The sequence below is a fragment of the Aquipuribacter aurantiacus genome (assembly GCF_051216895.1).
Lineage (GTDB): Bacteria > Actinomycetota > Actinomycetes > Actinomycetales > JBBAYJ01 > Aquipuribacter.
Window position 1 is genome coordinate 1 of record NZ_JBPKAO010000003.1, and the last position, 16,765, is coordinate 16,765.

At 72.2% G+C, this 16,765-nt stretch carries 17 protein-coding genes and 1 pseudogene; 10 read left to right on the forward strand and 8 right to left on the reverse strand.

What is annotated here, in order from left to right:
• The 9 genes and pseudogenes from ACR80Q_RS04875 to ACR80Q_RS04915 all read left to right on the forward strand — a co-directional run.
• A pseudogene (locus ACR80Q_RS04875) lies at positions 1-463 on the forward strand (RNase J family beta-CASP ribonuclease); the annotation flags it as partial.
• A 142-nt stretch (positions 464-605) separates the two neighbouring features.
• Positions 606-794 carry a PspC domain-containing protein gene (locus ACR80Q_RS04880; RefSeq protein ID WP_435376447.1) on the forward strand — a complete coding sequence of 63 codons (189 nt, stop codon included), beginning with the start codon at positions 606-608 and terminating at the stop codon, positions 792-794.
• Positions 791-1,594, forward strand: coding sequence for an SDR family oxidoreductase (locus ACR80Q_RS04885; protein ID WP_435376448.1), 804 nt, complete (start codon positions 791-793; stop codon positions 1,592-1,594). Before ACR80Q_RS04880 ends, ACR80Q_RS04885 begins: the two co-directional genes overlap by 4 nt.
• 229 nt (positions 1,595-1,823) lie before the next feature.
• Positions 1,824-3,248, forward strand: a complete 1,425-nt coding sequence (locus tag ACR80Q_RS04890) for a dicarboxylate/amino acid:cation symporter (protein ID WP_435376449.1) — start codon at positions 1,824-1,826, stop codon at positions 3,246-3,248.
• Between the two features lie 83 nt (positions 3,249-3,331).
• On the forward strand, positions 3,332-4,174 hold the full coding sequence (locus tag ACR80Q_RS04895; protein ID WP_435376450.1) for an oxygenase MpaB family protein: 843 nt from the start codon (positions 3,332-3,334) through the stop codon (positions 4,172-4,174).
• A gap of 43 nt (positions 4,175-4,217) precedes the next feature.
• Positions 4,218-4,931, forward strand: coding sequence for a hypothetical protein (locus tag ACR80Q_RS04900; protein ID WP_435376451.1), 714 nt, complete (start codon positions 4,218-4,220; stop codon positions 4,929-4,931).
• The gene (locus tag ACR80Q_RS04905; protein WP_435376452.1) at positions 4,928-5,608 is read left to right on the forward strand and encodes a DUF4166 domain-containing protein; all 681 of its coding nucleotides are present in this window, start codon (positions 4,928-4,930) and stop codon (positions 5,606-5,608) included. Before ACR80Q_RS04900 ends, ACR80Q_RS04905 begins: the two co-directional genes overlap by 4 nt.
• 82 nt (positions 5,609-5,690) lie before the next feature.
• Entirely contained in the window at positions 5,691-6,062 is a 372-nt protein-coding gene (locus tag ACR80Q_RS04910) for an ArsR/SmtB family transcription factor (protein ID WP_435376453.1), read from the forward strand.
• The gene (locus tag ACR80Q_RS04915) at positions 6,059-6,568 is read left to right on the forward strand and encodes an SRPBCC domain-containing protein (protein ID WP_435376454.1); all 510 of its coding nucleotides are present in this window, start codon (positions 6,059-6,061) and stop codon (positions 6,566-6,568) included. Before ACR80Q_RS04910 ends, ACR80Q_RS04915 begins: the two co-directional genes overlap by 4 nt.
• A 157-nt stretch (positions 6,569-6,725) precedes the next feature.
• On the opposite strand, the gene ACR80Q_RS04920 is transcribed toward ACR80Q_RS04915, so the two are convergent.
• The 6 genes from ACR80Q_RS04920 to ACR80Q_RS04945 all read right to left on the reverse strand — a co-directional run bounded on the left by ACR80Q_RS04920 (position 6,726) and on the right by ACR80Q_RS04945 (position 13,456).
• The gene (locus ACR80Q_RS04920; protein WP_435376455.1) at positions 6,726-7,769 is read right to left on the reverse strand and encodes an NAD(P)-dependent alcohol dehydrogenase; all 1,044 of its coding nucleotides are present in this window, start codon (positions 7,767-7,769) and stop codon (positions 6,726-6,728) included.
• A gap of 122 nt (positions 7,770-7,891) precedes the next feature.
• Positions 7,892-8,284 (reverse strand): VOC family protein, encoded by a 393-nt coding sequence (locus tag ACR80Q_RS04925; protein ID WP_435376456.1) that lies wholly within the window; start codon positions 8,282-8,284, stop codon positions 7,892-7,894.
• Positions 8,285-8,418: 134 nt separating this feature from the next.
• Complete coding sequence (locus ACR80Q_RS04930) at positions 8,419-9,042, reverse strand: STAS domain-containing protein (protein WP_435376457.1); 624 nt, start codon at positions 9,040-9,042, stop codon at positions 8,419-8,421.
• 206 nt (positions 9,043-9,248) lie between these two features.
• A complete protein-coding gene (locus tag ACR80Q_RS04935) occupies positions 9,249-12,134 on the reverse strand; it encodes a vitamin B12-dependent ribonucleotide reductase (RefSeq protein ID WP_435376458.1) in 2,886 nt (961 codons plus the stop codon).
• A gap of 117 nt (positions 12,135-12,251) precedes the next feature.
• On the reverse strand, positions 12,252-12,713 hold the full coding sequence (gene nrdR / locus ACR80Q_RS04940; RefSeq protein ID WP_435376459.1) for a transcriptional regulator NrdR: 462 nt from the start codon (positions 12,711-12,713) through the stop codon (positions 12,252-12,254).
• 296 nt (positions 12,714-13,009) lie between these two features.
• Positions 13,010-13,456, reverse strand: coding sequence for a LysM peptidoglycan-binding domain-containing protein (locus ACR80Q_RS04945; RefSeq protein WP_435376460.1), 447 nt, complete (start codon positions 13,454-13,456; stop codon positions 13,010-13,012).
• A 272-nt stretch (positions 13,457-13,728) separates the two neighbouring features.
• Here ACR80Q_RS04945 and lexA point away from each other — a divergent pair, with 272 nt between their 5' ends.
• Positions 13,729-14,460: a transcriptional repressor LexA gene (gene lexA, locus ACR80Q_RS04950; protein WP_435376461.1), complete on the forward strand. Its 732-nt coding sequence runs from the start codon at positions 13,729-13,731 to the stop codon at positions 14,458-14,460.
• Between the two features lie 13 nt (positions 14,461-14,473).
• Here the strand turns inward: lexA and rlmC are convergent, their stop codons facing one another.
• Positions 14,474-15,598 (reverse strand): 23S rRNA (uracil(747)-C(5))-methyltransferase RlmC, encoded by a 1,125-nt coding sequence (gene rlmC, locus ACR80Q_RS04955; protein WP_435376462.1) that lies wholly within the window; start codon positions 15,596-15,598, stop codon positions 14,474-14,476.
• Between the two features lie 52 nt (positions 15,599-15,650).
• Positions 15,651-16,712, reverse strand: a complete 1,062-nt coding sequence (locus tag ACR80Q_RS04960) for an aminotransferase class V-fold PLP-dependent enzyme (protein ID WP_435376463.1) — start codon at positions 16,710-16,712, stop codon at positions 15,651-15,653.
• Positions 16,713-16,765: the final 53 nt, after the last annotated feature.

Consider the following 16,765-nt stretch of genomic DNA (forward strand, 5'->3'; position numbering starts at 1 on the left):
CGCCGACCTGGCCATCCGCACGGGCGTGCCGGCCGAGAGCGTCGTCATCGCCGAGGACGGCTTCGTCGTCGACATGGTCAAGGGTGTCTCGAAGGTCGTGGGCAAGGTCCGCGCCGGGTACGTCTACGTCGACGGCGCCACCGTCGGCGGGGCGACCGAGGCGTCGCTCAAGGACCGCCGCACCCTGGCCGAGGAGGGCGTCATCACGGTCGTCGCCCTGGTCGACGCCGACACCGGTGAGCTGACCGAGGAGCCGGACTTCATCGCCCGGGGCTTCGCCGCCGACGTCACCACCTTCGACGCCGTCGTCCCCATGCTCCGCAAGACGCTCGCGAAGGCCGCGTCCGAGGGCATCGGCGACGCCCACCAGCTCGAGCAGATGATCGCGCGCACCGTGTCGCAGTGGGCGCACCGCACCTACCGTCGCAGCCCCCTGGTGATCCCGGTCGTCATCGACGCCTGACCCACGGCTCCACCGCTGCCGAGCCCGTCACCGTCCGTCGGTGGCGGGCTCGGCGCTGCGAGCCGGGCCCCCGTCGCCGGTCAGGCGACCGGGACCGGACGCAGCGGGATTCACGGGCGTGCGTCGGGGGTACCCCCTGGGTATGGCCAACACGTTGACCCGTCCCCGTAGCGGAAAGATCCTCGCCGGCGTCTGCGCCGCCCTGTCGGAGCGCTTCGGCCTCCCGAAGTTCCTGGTCCGGCTGGGCTTCATCGTCTTCGGCCTCGTCGGTGTGGGCGAGCTCGCCTACATCGCCCTGTGGATCATCATCCCCAAGGCGCCGGCCGCGTGAGCGAGACCCCCCTGGCCGGCTACCGCGTGCTCGTCACCGGGGCCAGCAGCGGTATCGGTCAGGGCGTCGCCGTCGCGTTCGGCCGGGCCGGCGCGAGCGTGGCGGTGAACTACCGCTCGGACTCCGACGGCGCCGCCGACGCCGTCCGCCAGATCGAGGCGGGCGGGGGCACGGCGGTCGCGCTGCAGGCCGACGTCAGCGACCCCGAGCAGGTGACCGGGCTGTTCGCGGCCACCGTCGAGGCGCTCGGCGGCCTGGACGTCCTCGTCGCGAACGCCGGCCTGCAGAAGGACGCCCCGGCGCTGGAGCTGTCCGTCGAGGACTGGCGGACCGTGCTGGACGTCAACCTCACCGGGCAGTTCCTCTGCTGCCAGGCCGCCGCCCGGCAGTTCCTCGCCCAGGGCGAGGACGGCCCCGCCCGGGCGGTGGGCTCCATCATCTGCATGTCCAGCGTGCACGACCGCATCCCCTGGGCCGGGCACGCCAACTACTCCGCGTCCAAGGGCGGCATCGACATGCTGATGCGGACCCTGGCCCAGGAGTGGGCGCCGAAGCGGATCCGGGTCAACTCCATCTCCCCCGGGGCCATCAAGACGCCCATCAACACCGACGCCTGGAGCACCCCGGAGGCCGAGGCCGAGCTGCTCCAGCTCATCCCCTACGGCCGTGTCGGCGTGGTCGAGGACGTCGCGGCCGCCGCGGTCTGGCTGGCCTCCGACGCCGCGGACTACGTGACGGGCACGACGCTGTACGTGGACGGCGGCATGACGACGTACCCGGAGTTCAGCGACGGCGGCTGAGGGTGCCGGCCGCCGGGAATGAATTCCCGGCGGCGTTGTTGCCCCACACCGTGCGACTCCTCTGCGCGTGCCCCCGGTGCGACGGTCTGCCGTTGCGCCGCGAGTGGCTGACGCGTCGTCGGCACGTCGACCTCGGACGGCTGGCCAGCGGCGTCTGTCCGGGCTGAGCGCCCCACCTCAGCCCAGGCAGCCCTGCCGCGCCACCCCGTCTCCTGAGAGGTCCCACCCCATGATCCGTGCTGTCTCGCGCGTGCCGTTCGCCGTCCAGGTCCTCGTCGGGCTGGTGCTCGGCGTCGTGCTGGGCGTGGTCGCCCGCCAGATGGGCGACACCGCCGCCGGTGACCCCAACTGGCTGACCGTGGCCCTGGACACCGTCGGCTCCACCTTCGTCACCCTGCTCCGCGCCGTCGTACCGCCCCTGGTGTTCCTGGCCATCGTGGCCAGCATCGCCAACCTGCGTCAGGTCACCGACGCCGCCCGCCTGGCCGGGCAGACCCTGCTGTGGTTCGCCATCACCGCCCTGGTCTCGGTCGGGATCGGCATCACCATCGGCCTGGTCACCAACCCGGGGCTCAACACCTCGGTGGACGCCACCGCGGCCGCCGACCCGGGACGCACCGGGTCGTGGCTGGACTTCCTGACCGGCATCGTGCCGGTCAACGTTCTCGGCCTGCAGGCGTCGTCCTCCGCCGGTGAGGACGGCTCGATCAGCACCGGGTTGTCGTTCAACGTCCTGCAGATCATCGTCGTGGCCATCGTGGTCGGCATCGCCGCCCTGCGCAGCGGTTCGGCCGCCGAGCCGTTCCTCGGCTTCACGCGCTCCGCGCTGGCGGTCGTGCAGAAGGTCCTCTGGTGGATCATCCGCCTGTCGCCGATCGGCACCGTCGGTCTGCTCGGCACCGCGGTGTCGCAGTACGGCTGGGACGCCCTCGCCCCGCTCGGGGTGTTCGTCATCGACGTCTACGTCGGTCTGCTGATCGTCCTGCTCGTGCTGTACCCCGTCGTGCTCCGGCTCAACGGCCTCAACCCGGTGCGGTTCTTCGCCGGGGCGTGGCCCGCCATCCAGCTCGCGTTCGTGTCGCGCTCCTCCATCGGCACCCTGCCCGTGACCCAGCGGGTCACCGAGCGGAACCTCGGCGTTCCCCGGGCCTACGCGTCCTTCGCGGTGCCGCTGGGCGCCACCACCAAGATGGACGGCTGCGCCGCGATCTACCCGGCGCTGGCGGCGATCTTCGTCGCGCAGTTCTACGGCATCGACCTGGGGCTGACGGACTACCTGCTCATCGCGTTCGTGTCCGTCGTCGGGTCCGCCGCGACCGCCGGGCTCACCGGCGCCGTCGTCATGCTCACCCTGACCCTGTCGACGCTCGGCCTGCCCCTGGAGGGCGTCGGCCTGCTCCTGGCCGTCGACCCGATCCTCGACATGGGCCGCACCGCGGTCAACGTCGCCGGTCAGGCCCTGGTGCCGACCGTCGTCGCCAAGCGCGAGGGCATCCTCGACCAGCGGGTGTACGACTCCTCGAACGCCGCCGACCCGTTCGCCGACGACGAGCCGGTCGAGGCGACCGGCCCCGTCGACGGGGACGCAGGCACCCGCACCGGGGACCCCGTCGCCCCGCTCGAGGCCGCCGGCACCGGGGGCACCGCTCGCTGAGCGACGACCGGACGCCCTGGGGGCCGCGCACCGTCCGCGGCTCCCAGGTCGTGCGTTCACCTCCGCCGGGTGACCATGAGTACATGACCTCCCCCGACCCCGGGCTGTTCGGCCCGGGCAGCGTCTCCTGGCGGCTGCACGGCGACCCCGTCCTCGTCATGGGCGGCCTCCGCGCCCTCATGCTGCAGTCCATGCACCCCGAGGTGGTGCTGGGCTTCGTGCAGAACTCCGGCTACCAGCAGGACTGGTGGGGGCGGCTCAACCGGACGGCCGAGTACGTCGGCCTCACCACCTTCGGCCCCCGGGAGCAGATCGACGCCGTCGCGCGCCGGGTGCGGTACGCCCACGCGACCTTCCGCTTCACCGACGCGGTCGACGGTCGCGAGCGTCGCCTGGACGAGCCCGAGCTGCTGCTGTGGGTGCACTGCGCGCTCGTGGACTCCATCGTCCACGTCGCCCGTCGCTCGGGGCTGTCCCTGAGCGGGACCGACGCCGACACCTACCTGGCCGAGCAGGTCCGCTTCGCCGAGCTGGTCGGGCTGGACCCCGCCACCGTGCCCGGCAGCGAGGCCGCGCTGGCGGCCTACATGCGCCGCATGGAGCCGGTCCTGGCCCTGGAGGCCGCCGGCCGCGAGGCCATCAGCAGCCTGCTCGCGCCGCCGCTGCGACCCGTGGTGGAGCTCGCCACGCCGGCCCGGCTCGGCTGGTCCACGCTGGCCGGCATCACCTTCGCCACCCTGCCGCCCGCCGTGCTGGCCCTCTTCCCCGCCGCCTTCCGGGCCGGGCCCGCGGCCGTGCCCCCGCACGCCGTGTCGGCCGCGCTGCGCACGATCCGGATGACCGGCCAGGGGGTGCGCGCGCTGGTACCGGCGCTGCGCCGCAGCCCGATGGAGAACCAGGCCCGGGAGCGGCTCGGCATCTCCTGACCCCTCCTGCCCGGGAGGGGCACCTCGTGGCAGGCTGAGGCGTGTGGGGCGGGGGCTGTACGTGGAGACGCTGGTCAGGGGCGACCTCGACCGGCTGTGGCACCTGAGCCAGGACGCCGCGGCCCACACCCGGTGGGACCTGCGCTTCGGGCTGATCGAGGACCTGACCGCGACCGTCGGGGGTGGGGCCCGCGCCTTCCGGTACTCCTCCGGGGCGGGGCCGGTGCGCATCTGGGGCACCGGCACCACGGTCGGTGAGCACCGACGGGCCGACGGCACCCGGACGTCTGCGCTCCGGTTCGCCTCCGACCACCCGCTGTCCCCCATCCGCCGCGGCTCGGGGTGGTGGCGCTACGTGCCGACCGGGCCCGGCGTGCGCTTCCTCACCGGGTACGACTACACCCCGTCCTGGGGCGTGGCCGGGGCGGCGGTGGACCGGGTGCTGCTCCGCCCGCTCATGGGCTGGGCCACCGCCTGGAGCTTCGACCGGCTGCGGCGCTGGGTGGAGGACGGCATCTCGCCGGAGCAGCAGCTGGCCCGTGCCGTCGCCGACGCCGGGCTGCGGGTGGCGGCGCTGACGCTGGGCCTCAGGGCACTGCGGACGGGGCGAGCGGGGCGGGGGGCGTTCCTCGTCCTGCTGTCCGCGGTCCCCCTGGTGCCCGGCGCCCCCCGGGCGGCCCGCTGCCTGCGCCGCCCGCCGGACCTGACGGGCCGCACCGCGCCCACCACCCTCGCCACCCTCCCGGAGCCGGCGTGACCTCGATCTACCAGCGGGCCCTCGGTCCGGACTTCGACCGGCTGCACCCCGAGATCCAGGCCCGGTTCTCGTTGTCGTCCACCGGGGGCGAGGGCTCGGTCGGGGTGGGCGTGATGGAGGACATCTGGCGGGGTCCGCGCTGGACGTACCCGTTCCTCACGCTGGGCACCTGGCGCAACCTGATGTTCCCCGAGTCCGGTCAGGACGTGCCGTTCACGATCGAGAACTACCCCTACGTCGACCGGTACGGCCGGGAGACGGTCACGTTCGTGCGCACCTTCGAGCTGCCGACCGTCCGTCGACGGTTCGACGCGACCATGGTCTACAGCGAGCAGCGGGGACGGGTCGTGGACTACCTGGGCACGCACCAGCACGTGGCCGCGGACGTGTTCCTCAAGGTCGACCACGACGGCGGCCTGCGGCTGCGGACGGGGGCGCAGCGCTTCTACGAGGGGCCCGTGGGGTTCGACTTCCCGATGGCGCTGTCCGGGGTGGGTGACGTCCACGAGTGGTTCGACGAGGACGCGGGCTGCCACCGCATCGAGGTCGTCGTCTCCAACCGGAGGTTCGGCCCGCTGTTCGGCTACCGCGGCCGCTTCACCGCCCACCGTCGTCCGGTCGGTGACCTGGGTGTGCCGGGTTCGGTCAAGCCGGTCCGGGAGGAGCGCAGGGAGTAGCCGGCCTCGTGCTCAACCAAGGGGTTGACCACAGGTAGGAACCGCGTCATGCTTCTTCAACCAATCAGTTGAGGAAGAGGCCATGACCGACGAGCTCTCCCGGGTCTTCGCGGCCCTCGCGGACCCGACCCGCCGGGACATGGTCGCGCGGCTCACCACCGCCGACGCGACCGTCACCGAGCTGGCGGCGTCCTACGACGTCAGCCTGCAGGCGGTGTCCAAGCACCTCAAGGTGCTCGAACGGGCCGGGCTGGTGTCCCGCAGCCGGGAGCAGCAGACGCGCCCGGTGCACCTGGAGGCGCAGGTGTTCGACCTCATGAGCAGGTGGATCGAGCGCTATCGGCAGCAGGCCGAGCAGCGCTACCGCCGTCTCGACGACGTGCTGGCCCGGATGGACGAGCACGGCGACCTCATCGGACCCGAGCAGCCCCGAGCCGAAGGAGCAGCATCATGAGCACGAGCACCTCGAGCACCCACGCGCAGACGACGATCGAGGCCGACCCGACCGTCCCCGCCATCCACATCACGCGCGACTTCACCGCCACCCCGGCGCAGCTGCGACGGGCGCACGTCGACCCCGAGCTCTACGCCGCCTGGGTCGGTCCGCACGAGCTGGAGACCCGCATCGACCACTGGGACGCGCGCACCGGTGGCAGCTGGCGCTTCACCAACATCCGACAGGGTGACGACGGCGTCGAGGAGTACCACTTCCGCGGCTGCTTCCACGAGGTGAGCGACCGCCTGGTGCAGACGTTCACCTGGGAGGGCATGCCCGAGGCGGTGTCCCTGGAGACCATGACCTTCGAGGACCTGGGGGACGGCCGGACCCGGTTGCACGCGGTGTCGCTGTGCGACAGCTTCGAGGCGCGGGACGTCTGGCTGGCCAGCGGCATGGAGACCGGCGTCGACGAGGGCTACGACACGCTCGACGACCTGCTGGCGCAGGGCCGCGCGGGCTGATGGCCCTGCCCGTCGAGGAGGCCGCCCGGCTCCGGGGGCACGCTGGCAGGCGCACCTGGTCGCCCGCGCAGGTCCGGGCCTGAGCCGTTCCGACTCGCACGTAGCAGCGCCCCGGTCCTCCGACGAGGACCGGGGCGCTGCGGACGGGGACGGTGGGTCAGGCCAACGTGGCCGTGTCGATGACGAACCGGTACCGGACGTCGGAGGCCATGACGCGCTCGTAGGCCTCGTTGACCTGGTCCGCGGCGATGACCTCGACCTCGGCGCCCAGACCGTGCTCGGCGCAGAAGTCCAGCATCTCCTGGGTCTCGCGGATGCCGCCGATCAGCGAGCCGGCGAAGGACCGCCGACCGCCGATGAGCGAGAACACGTTGACCGACAGCGGCTCCGCCGGGGCGCCGACGTTGACCATCGAGCCGCCGACGGCGAGCAGCGACAGGTAGGCGTCGACGTCGATCCTCGCGCTGACGGTGTTGAGGACCAGGTCGAAGGCCCCGGCCAGCTGCTCGAAGGTGCCGGGGTCGCTCGTGGCGTAGTAGTGCGCGGCCCCCAGACGCAGACCGTCCTCCTGCTTCTTGAGCGACTGCGACAGGACGGTGACCTCGGCGCCCATGGCGTGGGCGATCTTGACCCCGACGTGCCCGAGACCGCCCAGGCCGACCACGGCCACCTTGGTGCCGGGCCCGACGCCCCAGTGGTGCAGCGGGGAGTACGTGGTGATGCCGGCGCAGAGCAGCGGGGCGGCCACGTCCAGCTCGATGCCGTCGGGGATCCGCAGGACGAAGTCCTCGGTGACGACGATGCCGGTGGCGTAGCCGCCCTGCGTCGGGCCGTCCGCGTCGACGCCGCCGTAGGTGCCGACGTTGCCGTTGACGCAGTACTGCTCCTCGCCCTTGGCGCAGTTCACGCACTCGCGGCAGGAGTCGACCATGCAGCCGACGCCGACGCGGTCGCCGACGGCGTGCTTGGTGACCTCGGAGCCGACCTCGGCGACGACACCGGCGATCTCGTGACCGACCACGACCGGATAGGTCGTCTGGCCCCACTCGCTGCGGGCGGTGTGGATGTCGGAGTGGCAGATGCCGGAGAACTTGATGTCGATGCGGACGTCACGTGGTCCGACCTCGCGGCGTTCGATGGTCGTGGGGACCAGCGGGTCGGTGGCGGAGGTGGCGGTGTAGGCGCTGACGGTGGTGGTCATGGAGCTCCTCGTTGCTCGGGGGCGCGGCAGCCCCGGGAGCACCCGGGGCGGTGCCGCAGGCACGTCTGGTTCCAACCCGTGCGGGGAGCCCGATGTTCCGAGGGCGGGCGCTCGGGGCAGCCTCAGCCCGTGCCCTCCATGAACATGACCTCCCAGACGTGGCCGTCGGGGTCGGCGAACGTCGAGTAGTACATGGCGCCGGCGTCGACGGACGGCAGCCACGGCGTGCCCCCGGCGGCGAGGGCCCTGGCCAGCATGCCGTCGACCTCCGCCTTGCTGCCGGTGCTGATGCAGGTCAGCACCTCGGTGGTCCCCGGCGGGGCGACGTCACCGGTGATGTAGCCCTTGAACGTGGGCTCGGTCAGCAGCATGACGAAGATGTTGTCGTCCACCACGACGCAGGCCGCGGTGTCGTCGCTGAAGTCCGGGTTGGTGGCGAACCCGAGCGCGACGTAGAAGTCCACGGCGCGTCGCAGGTCGGCGACGGGCAGGTTGACGAAGATCGTCCTGGGCACGGGAGCTCCTCGGTAGGCCCGGCGCCGTCGGGATGACTGCGCCTCTGCCGCCTAGGACCAGCACCCGTGGGAGAAGTCATCGGTCCCCGGGCGACCCCGTCCAGCGGCCGCCCGTGGCGCGCCCGGGGCCGGCCTCATGCCGTGGCGTCGACGGACCCGATCACCCGCTGCACGGCCCGGGCCTGGCCCCCGTGGGCGTGACCCAGGTCGGCGGAGGACACCGCGACCAGCAGCGCTGACAGGACCTGGACCTGGACGTTGTGCCGCAGGGCGGTGCTCAGGAGGATCTTGGCGGCCTGGTCCGCGGTGCACCGGTATCCGGCCATGATCAGCCCCTTGGACTGCTCGATGACCGCCACGGTGCCGGGGATGGACGTCGCAGGCGCAGGCGCCTCCGAGGGGGGCAGGCGGCTGCTGAGGTCCAGCAGCCGGAGCAGCCGCACGACGGCACTCGACGGACCGACCAGCCGCAGGCCGTCCTCCAGGCGGGCGTCGGCGTCCAGCAGCACGCTCAGGCCCGCGCAGTCCATGAACGCCACCGCAGACACGTCCAGCAGGACGGTCCTGACCCGGAGGTCGACCAGGACCTGCAGCGCGGAGGCCAGGACCGGGGCCGAGGCGATGTCGAGGTCCCCTCCCCAGGACAGCCGTACCTGCGGGGGGGCACCGTCGACGAGCGACGCGGAGCCGTACCGGCGGTCCTCACGGAGGAGGTCACGGGAGGTGTCTTCTGCGGTGGAGGTGCTGTGAGCTGTCACGGTGGACCCGTCATGGAGTTGCGTGGGGATGCGCTGACCGGGTCCGGGGCGACACACATCTGACGGACTTAGGCTACGGGTGCCACCGACGGTCCACAAGGGCGCCGCGCGTGACCCCGGTCCCACCTAGGTAGGACCGGGCGAGCCGTGACGTCCTCGCCCCGGCCCCCCACGTTCGGGAGGCCGGGGCGAGGACGAGGGTCACATCAGCTGCAGCCGCTGGTGGAGCCGCAGCCCTCGCAGACGTAGCAGGACCCGGCGGGGCGCATCTTGACCCCGCAGGTCATGCACATCGGGCTGTCCTGGGTGCGGCCCTGGATGGCCTCCATCAGCTCGGTGGAGGAGTGCACCTGAGCCGGGACCGGCTTGACCGTCGCCGGAGCGGCCTCGGGCGCAGCCGGGGCAGGGCGGGCCGAGGCGGACTGGGCCAGGGGGTGGGCGTCGTAGTGGCTGTCGCCGAGGTCCCCGTCCTCGTCCGTGGGGACCTCCTCGTAGGAGCCCGTCTCGAGCTGCCGCTGACGCTCGTCGGCGGTGAAGATGCCGAGCGCGGAACGGGTCTCGAAGGGCAGGTAGTCCAGGGCCAGACGACGGAAGACGTAGTCCATGATCGACGCGCTCATCCGCACGTCCGGGTCGTCGGTCAGACCGGCCGGCTCGAAGCGCATGTTGGTGAACTTCTCGACGTAGGTCTCCAACGGGACGCCGTACTGCAGCCCGATGGACACCGCGACGGAGAACGCGTCCATCATCCCGGCGAGCGTCGAGCCCTGCTTGCTCATCTTGAGGAAGAGCTCACCCAGGCCGTCGTCCGGGTACGACGAGCTGATCATGTAGCCCTGCGCACCGCCGACGGTGAACGAGGTGGTGCTGGCGGGACGCTTCTTGGGCAGACGGCGACGGACGGGCCGGTACTCGACCTTGACCTCGGCGGCCGCAGCGGCCTTGTCGGCCGCGGAGGCACCGCCGCTGCTGGTGGCCTTGGACCCGCTGGACAGCGGCTGACCGACCTTGCAGTTGTCGCGGTAGACGGCCAGCGCCTTCAGACCGGACTTCCAGCCCTCGAAGTAGACCTCGGCGACCTCGTCGACGGTCGCGTCCTCGGGCATGTTGACCGTCTTGGAGATGGCGCCGGACAGGAACGGCTGCACCGCGGCCATCATCCGGACGTGACCCATGGGCTTGATGGAGCGGGCGCCGATGGCGCAGTCGAACACCTCGTAGTGCTCGGGCTTGAGGCCGGGCGCGTCGCTGACGTGCCCCTTCTCGCCGATGTAGGCGACGATCGCCTCGACGGTCTCCTCGGTGTAGCCGAACTTGCGCAGCGCGCGCGGGATCGTCTGGTTGACGATCTGCATGGAGCCGCCGCCGACCATCTTCTTGAACTTGACCAGGCTGAAGTCCGGCTCGATGCCCGTGGTGTCGCAGTCCATCATGAAGCCGATGGTGCCGGTGGGGGCGAGCACGCTGGCCTGGCTGTTGCGCCAGCCGTTGACCTCGCCCAGCTTGTTGCCCTCGTCCCAGACCTTGACCGCCAGCGCGTGCACGTCCTTGTCCAGGGAGTGCATGGTCCGGATGGAGTCGTTGGCGGCGGCGTGCTTGCGCATCACGCGCTTGTGGGCGTCGGAGTTGCGGGCGTAGCCGTCGTAGGCACCGACGACCCCGGCCAGCTCGGCGCTGCGCTTGTACGACACACCGGTCATCAGGCTGGTGATCGAGGCGGCCAGCGCGCGACCGCCGTCGGAGTCGTAGGCCAGGCCGGAGGCCATCAGCAGCGCGCCGAGGTTGGCGTAGCCGATGCCGAGCTGACGGAAGGCGCGGGTGGTCTCCCCGATGGGCTCGGTCGGGAAGTCCGCGAAGCAGATGGAGATGTCCATCGCGGTGATGACGAGCTCGACGCTCCTGGCGAACTGCACGGCGTCGAAGCTGCCGTCGTCGGAGAGGAACTTCAGCAGGTTCAGGCTGGCCAGGTTGCAGCTGGAGTTGTCCAGGTGCATGTACTCGCTGCAGGGGTTGGACGCGTTGATGCGGCCCGACTCCGGCGTGGTGTGCCAGTCGTTGATGGTGTCGTCGTACTGGATGCCCGGGTCGGCGCAGGCCCACGCGGCCTCGGCGACCTTGCCCCACAGCTCCTGGGCGTCGACGGTCTCGATGACCTCGCCGGTGCTGCGCGAGCGCAGGCCGAACGCGCTGCCGGACTCCACGGCGCGCATGAACTCGTCGGAGACCCGGACGGAGTTGTTGGCGTTCTGGTACTGGACGCTGGTGATGTCCTTGCCACCGAGGTCCATGTCGTAGCCGGCGTCGCGGAGCGCGCGGATCTTGTCCTCCTCGCGCGCCTTCGTCTCGACGAACTCCTCGATGTCCGGGTGGTCGATGTCGAGCACGACCATCTTGGCCGCGCGACGGGTCGCGCCACCGGACTTGATGGTCCCCGCGGAGGCGTCGGCGCCCCGCATGAACGAGACCGGGCCCGACGCCGTGCCGCCGGAGGACAGCAGCTCCTTGCTGGAGCGGATCCGCGACAGGTTGAGGCCGGCGCCGGAACCGCCCTTGAAGATGCGCCCCTCCTCGCGGTACCAGTTGAGGATCGAGTCCATCGTGTCGTCGACGGCGAGGATGAAGCAGGCGCTGACCTGCTGCGGGGCCGGCGTCCCGACGTTGAACCAGACGGGGCTGTTGAAGCTGAACACCTGGTGCAGGAGCATCCAGGTCAGCTCGTGCTCGAAGACCTCTGCGTCCTCGTCGGTCGCGAAGTAGCCGTGCTCCTTGCCCGCCTTGGTGTAGGTCAGCACGACCCGGTCGATCAGCTGGCGCAGGCTCCGCTCGCGGTTGTCGGCGCCGACCGCACCACGGAAGTACTTGGTCGTGACGATCGAGGACGCGTTGACCGACCAGAAGTCGGGGAACTCCACCCCACGCTGCTCGAAGATCGTCTCGCCGGACTTCCAGTTGGTCTGGACGACGTCACGCGACTCCCAGGTGACCTGGTCGTAGGGATGCACCCCCGGGGTGGTCCAGACGCGCTCGACGGCCATGCCGCCGGAGGTCTTCCGGGCCGGCTTGGTCGTTCGCTTGGAGGTGGTCTCGGTCATTGCTGTCCCCTGATCATTCGGCGGTCGGACGGTGCTGGTTCGCGTACGGGTCGGTGCGGTGGCGCCTGGGGCTGCTCGGCCCCGTCCACGACCCATGGTCGCGGCGGGGTCTGACGGTCAGGTGGTCTGCTGCTCGCGCTCGACGCGGAGCAGGGTGATCGCGGCCTCGAAGTCCTCGAGGGAGTCGAAGGCGCGGTAGACGCTGGCGAAGCGCAGGTAGGCCACCTCGTCCAGCTCGCGCAGCGGCGGCAGGATGCTCAGCCCGATCTCGTGCGCCTCGATCTCGGCGGCGCCGGTCTGGCGGATCTGCTCCTCGACCCGCTGCGCGAGCAGGGCCAGGTCGTCCTCGGAGACCGGGCGACCCTGGCAGGCCTTGCGGACGCCGGACACGACCTTGGCCCGCGAGAACGGCTCGCTGGCCCCGGACCGCTTGACGACCGTGAGGCTCGCCGACTCCAGCGTGGTGAAGCGGCGGTCGCAGTCCTGGCACTGACGACGGCGGCGGATGGCCGCCCCGTCGTCGGTCATCCGTGAGTCCACGACACGGGAGTCACCGTGACGGCAGAAGGGGCACCGCATGACGCGACCTCGCTCTCGTGGACGGCGGCCGCGTGCCGGTTCGGCTCCCCGCCTGTGGACGGGGCTGTGCGCAACCTGTTGACGGCCCGGCGTGTCGCTGTGGACGACCTGTGGACCAGATGTGGACGAACGACATCTGTGTAACTACTAGATGTTGTGCCAACCGTAACACCGGACCACAGGAACGCAAGCGCCCGGGCGGGACGGCCGACGGCTGGCGATCCCCCCGCGGGTGGGTGACGACGACGGCCCCCGTCACCGGCGAAGGGGGGACGGGGGCCTTACGGTGCGACCGCTCAGGCCGTCGGCACGAGGAGCTGGTCCCCCACGTGCACGCCCGTGCTGGTGAGCTCGTTCAGCTGGACGACGTCGGCGACTACGGCGCGCGGGTCACGCTCCGGGGCGTGCGCCCGGGCGATCTGCCAGAGCGTGTCGCCCCGCCCGACCACCACGGTGACCGTGGGCACGTCGGCCTCCACGGACGCGGCGCCCGTGCGCACCCCCGCGGTCCCGTCGCCGGCGACGGCACCGGGCGCCACGACCGACGCGACGGCGAGCCACAGCAGCACCAGACCGGCGGCGAGCAGCGTCGTCACCCCGACGAACGCCATCAGGCGCAGCGAGCGCCGCCCCCGCCGCGTCAGGACCAGCCGGGGACCGACGGGCACGGCAGGACGCCCGGGACGGACCGAGGCGGGCACGGCGGCGAGGGTGGGGACGGCGGTGGGTGCGAGGGTGCTCATGTCGATCTCCTCCAGACGCGTGTTCGAGTCCGGGTCGGTCCGGTCGAACACCTGTACGTTAACCTCAGGTCGAGACTTTGTCGAGCGTATGTTCGAACCGACGGGCATCCCCGCAGGTCCAGGCCCTGCATCGGGCGAGACACACCGGCGTCGGTGCTTGTGGACAGGTGTTCGACGGCCTAACTTCATGATCGAGAGCCAACACCGGGGGGCGGACACAACCCCCGGGAGCACCGGACCCGACCGGCCCGGACCACGCGAAGGAGCCCGCGATGCCCACCACCGACCTGGACGGTCTGACCCCCCGGCAGCGTCACGTCCTGGACACCATCCGGGACGCCGTGGAGGCGCGGGGCTACCCGCCGTCCATGCGGGAGATCGGTGAGGCGGTCGGCCTCACGTCGCCCAGCAGCGTCGCGCACCAGCTGGCGACGCTGGAGCGCAAGGGCTACCTGCGCCGGGACCCCAACCGGCCCCGCGCCATCGAGGTCGTCAACCCGGAGGACGGTCGCCGGGTCCGCACGCCCGCCGACGTGACGTCGCAGCGGGCCCCGCAGCGCGCGAGGGAGCAGGAGCAGACCCTGAGCTTCCGGGCCGGGGCCCACGACGACGAGGGCACCAGCGCGTCCGAGACGAGCATGGTCCCCCTGGTGGGTCGCATCGCCGCCGGTGGTCCGCTGCTGGCCGAGCAGGTCGTCGAGGACGTCTTCCCGCTCCCCCGCCAGGTGGTCGGCGAGGGGACGCTGTTCCTGCTGCAGGTCGTGGGTGACTCGATGATCGACGCGGCCATCTGCGACGGCGACTGGGTGGTGGTCCGCCAGCAGCAGGTGGCCGAGAACGGCGAGATCGTCGCGGCCATGATCGACGGCGAGGCGACGGTCAAGACCTACCGCCGCCGGGACGGTCACGTCTGGCTGATGCCGCACAACCCGGCCTTCACGCCGATCCCCGGCGACGACGCCACGCTGCTCGGCAAGGTGACGGCGGTGCTGCGCCGGGTCTGATCCCCGGGGTGGGTCAGTCCTCGCGCTCCAGCAGGACGACGACCTCGTAGTGCGGCGTCTGCGGGAACATGTCGAGCACCTGCGCCCGGCGTGGACGCAGCGATGGCATCGACCGGAGGTCGCGGGCGAGCGAGTCGGCGTTGCAGCTGGAGTACACGACGTGGCGCCCGCTGCGCTCCAACCAGTCCGCGAGCTCCGGGCCGATGCCACGACGTGGTGGGTTGACGACGACGAGGTCTGGGACCTCCTCGGCCGCGAGCACCCATGCGGTCGCGTCCGCGGCCTCGAAGCGCACCCCCTCCGCCCCGGCCTCCCGCGCGCTGAGCCGGGCGCCGGCGACCGCCTCCACGCTGGTCTCCACCCCCACCACGGTCCGACCGGCCCCGGCGCAGACCAGGGCGAACCCGCCCACCCCGCAGTACAGGTCCCAGACCGTCGCCGGCGCCACCTCGTCCACCCAGGCGGCCACCTGCCGGTACAGCGTGGTCGCGACCTCGGTGTTGGTCTGGAAGAAGCTCTGCGGCGGCAGGTGCAGGTCGAGACCCGCCACCGCCATGCGCAGCGTGGCCGTCTCGGTGAGCAGGATCTCCCGCTCGCCCTCGAGCACCGCGGCGTGCACCGGCTGCAGGTTGACCGACGCGACCACCACCTGCGGCAGGGCCGAGAGCAGGGTCGGCAGGTGCTTGCGGATCCGGGCCACGGGCTCCTGCGAGCGCAGGACGAAGCGGACCATCAGGCCGCCGTCGGGCGCCTCGGTGACCAGCAGGTGCTTGAGCTCACCGCGGCCCGACGGGACGTCGTAGGGGGTGAGCGAGGCCAGCGTGACGAAGCGGGCCAGCTCGGGCAGCGCCGCCCGCAGGCCCGGGCTGCAGATGCCGCACGCCCGCAGGTCGATGCCTCGGCCCGAGGCGTCGAGGATGCCCAGGGTGGGCTCGGCGAGGGTGCCCCCGACGACCATCTTGGCCTTGTTGCGGTAGCCCGCCTCGGCTCCGGCGACGGCCGGGAGCCACTGCAGGTCCGACGGCCCGCCGACGAGGCTGCGGCAGTGGCGCTCCTGGTCGGACACCTGCTGCGCGTGCGGCACCCCCATGAGACGGCAGGAGCGGCAGGCGCCGGCGTCGAAGTAGGAGCACTGCATGACGGGGACCAGGGTAGGCGCCCCGTGGTTCGTCCGGCCGCGGTCGCGCCCCTCAGGCCCGTACGAGGGAGCGGGTCCCCGAGCCGGACAGGGCGTCGACCACCCGGTCGACGTCGTCGACGTCGTTCCACAGGTGGAACGCCAGGCGTACCCGGCCCCCTCGCGCCGCCGCCGTGCAGCCCGCCGACGTCAGCGCCGTCAGGACCGAGCCGTGCCGGTCCTCCAGGCAGAGCACCGGCCGTGCCTGAGCCGGCAGGCCCAGCCGGGACCGCAGCTGGTCCGCCAGGGCGGCCCCGTGGCGACGTCGATGCGCGGCCGGAACGGCCAGCAGCGTCTCCAGCGACGTCACGGCCCCCACCCAGGCCAGCCAGGCGGGGCTGACGTCGAACCGGCGCGCGTCGGGGGCCGGCGCGAACCCGAGCCCGTAGACCGAGGTCCACACGTCGGCGCCGGAGTACCAGCCTCGGTTGTGCCCGGCGAGGCGGTCCAGCGCCTCCGGGCGCACCGTCATGAACGCGCTCCCCCGCGGGCAGCAGAGCCACTTGTAGGCCGAGCACACCGTGACGTCCCAGTCACCGGCGTCCAGGTCCAGCCACCCGGTGGCCTGGGTGGTGTCGCACAGCGTCAGGGCGCCGACCGCCCGCGCCGCGTCGGCCACCGCCGCGGCGTCGACGAGCCGGCCGTCGACCGACTGGGCCAGGGAGAACGCCACCGCGGCGGGCCGCGTCGCCCGCACCACAGCCGCCAGCTCCTCCAGCGGCACGGGCACCAGCCGGACACCACGGCGCGACTGCGCCTCGAAGGGCCCGGTCACCGAGGTGAAGTCCCCCTCCACCACGACCACCGTGGCCCCGTCCGGCAGCGCGGCCGCGACCTCGGCGACCATCACCGAGGCCTGCGACCCGACGGCCACCCAGGCCGTGGGCACCCCCACCAGCCGGGCGTACAGGCCGCGGGCGGCCTCGACGACGTCGCCGTAGGCGACCGCGCAGGCCCGCCCGGCCTGCCAGTCGTCGACCGCGGCGCGGAGGGCGTCCGCGGTGCGGCGGGGCGGCAGCCCCAAGGTGCTGGCGTTCAGGTAGCCCGGGGCCGGGGCCCACGCGTCGGTCGACATGGCACCAGGGTCCCGGTGGGCGACCCATCCGACAAGGCCGGGTTCTGGCCCTG

Excerpts from the sequence above, each read along its gene's own strand:
- ACR80Q_RS04910 (WP_435376453.1), top strand. The coding sequence starts at position 5,691 with ATGACCGACGAGCTCTCCCGGGTCTTCGCGGCCCTCGCGGACCCGACC.
- ACR80Q_RS04945 (WP_435376460.1), bottom strand. The coding sequence starts at position 13,456 with ATGAGCACCCTCGCACCCACCGCCGTCCCCACCCTCGCCGCCGTGCCC.
- lexA (WP_435376461.1), top strand. The coding sequence starts at position 13,729 with ATGCCCACCACCGACCTGGACGGTCTGACCCCCCGGCAGCGTCACGTC.
- ACR80Q_RS04960 (WP_435376463.1), bottom strand. The coding sequence starts at position 16,712 with ATGTCGACCGACGCGTGGGCCCCGGCCCCGGGCTACCTGAACGCCAGC.
- ACR80Q_RS04915 (WP_435376454.1), top strand. The coding sequence starts at position 6,059 with ATGAGCACGAGCACCTCGAGCACCCACGCGCAGACGACGATCGAGGCC.
- rlmC (WP_435376462.1), bottom strand. The coding sequence starts at position 15,598 with ATGCAGTGCTCCTACTTCGACGCCGGCGCCTGCCGCTCCTGCCGTCTC.
- ACR80Q_RS04890 (WP_435376449.1), top strand. The coding sequence starts at position 1,824 with ATGATCCGTGCTGTCTCGCGCGTGCCGTTCGCCGTCCAGGTCCTCGTC.
- ACR80Q_RS04935 (WP_435376458.1), bottom strand. The coding sequence starts at position 12,134 with ATGACCGAGACCACCTCCAAGCGAACGACCAAGCCGGCCCGGAAGACC.
- ACR80Q_RS04920 (WP_435376455.1), bottom strand. The coding sequence starts at position 7,769 with ATGACCACCACCGTCAGCGCCTACACCGCCACCTCCGCCACCGACCCG.
- ACR80Q_RS04880 (WP_435376447.1), top strand. The coding sequence starts at position 606 with ATGGCCAACACGTTGACCCGTCCCCGTAGCGGAAAGATCCTCGCCGGC.
- ACR80Q_RS04895 (WP_435376450.1), top strand. The coding sequence starts at position 3,332 with ATGACCTCCCCCGACCCCGGGCTGTTCGGCCCGGGCAGCGTCTCCTGG.
- nrdR (WP_435376459.1), bottom strand. The coding sequence starts at position 12,713 with ATGCGGTGCCCCTTCTGCCGTCACGGTGACTCCCGTGTCGTGGACTCA.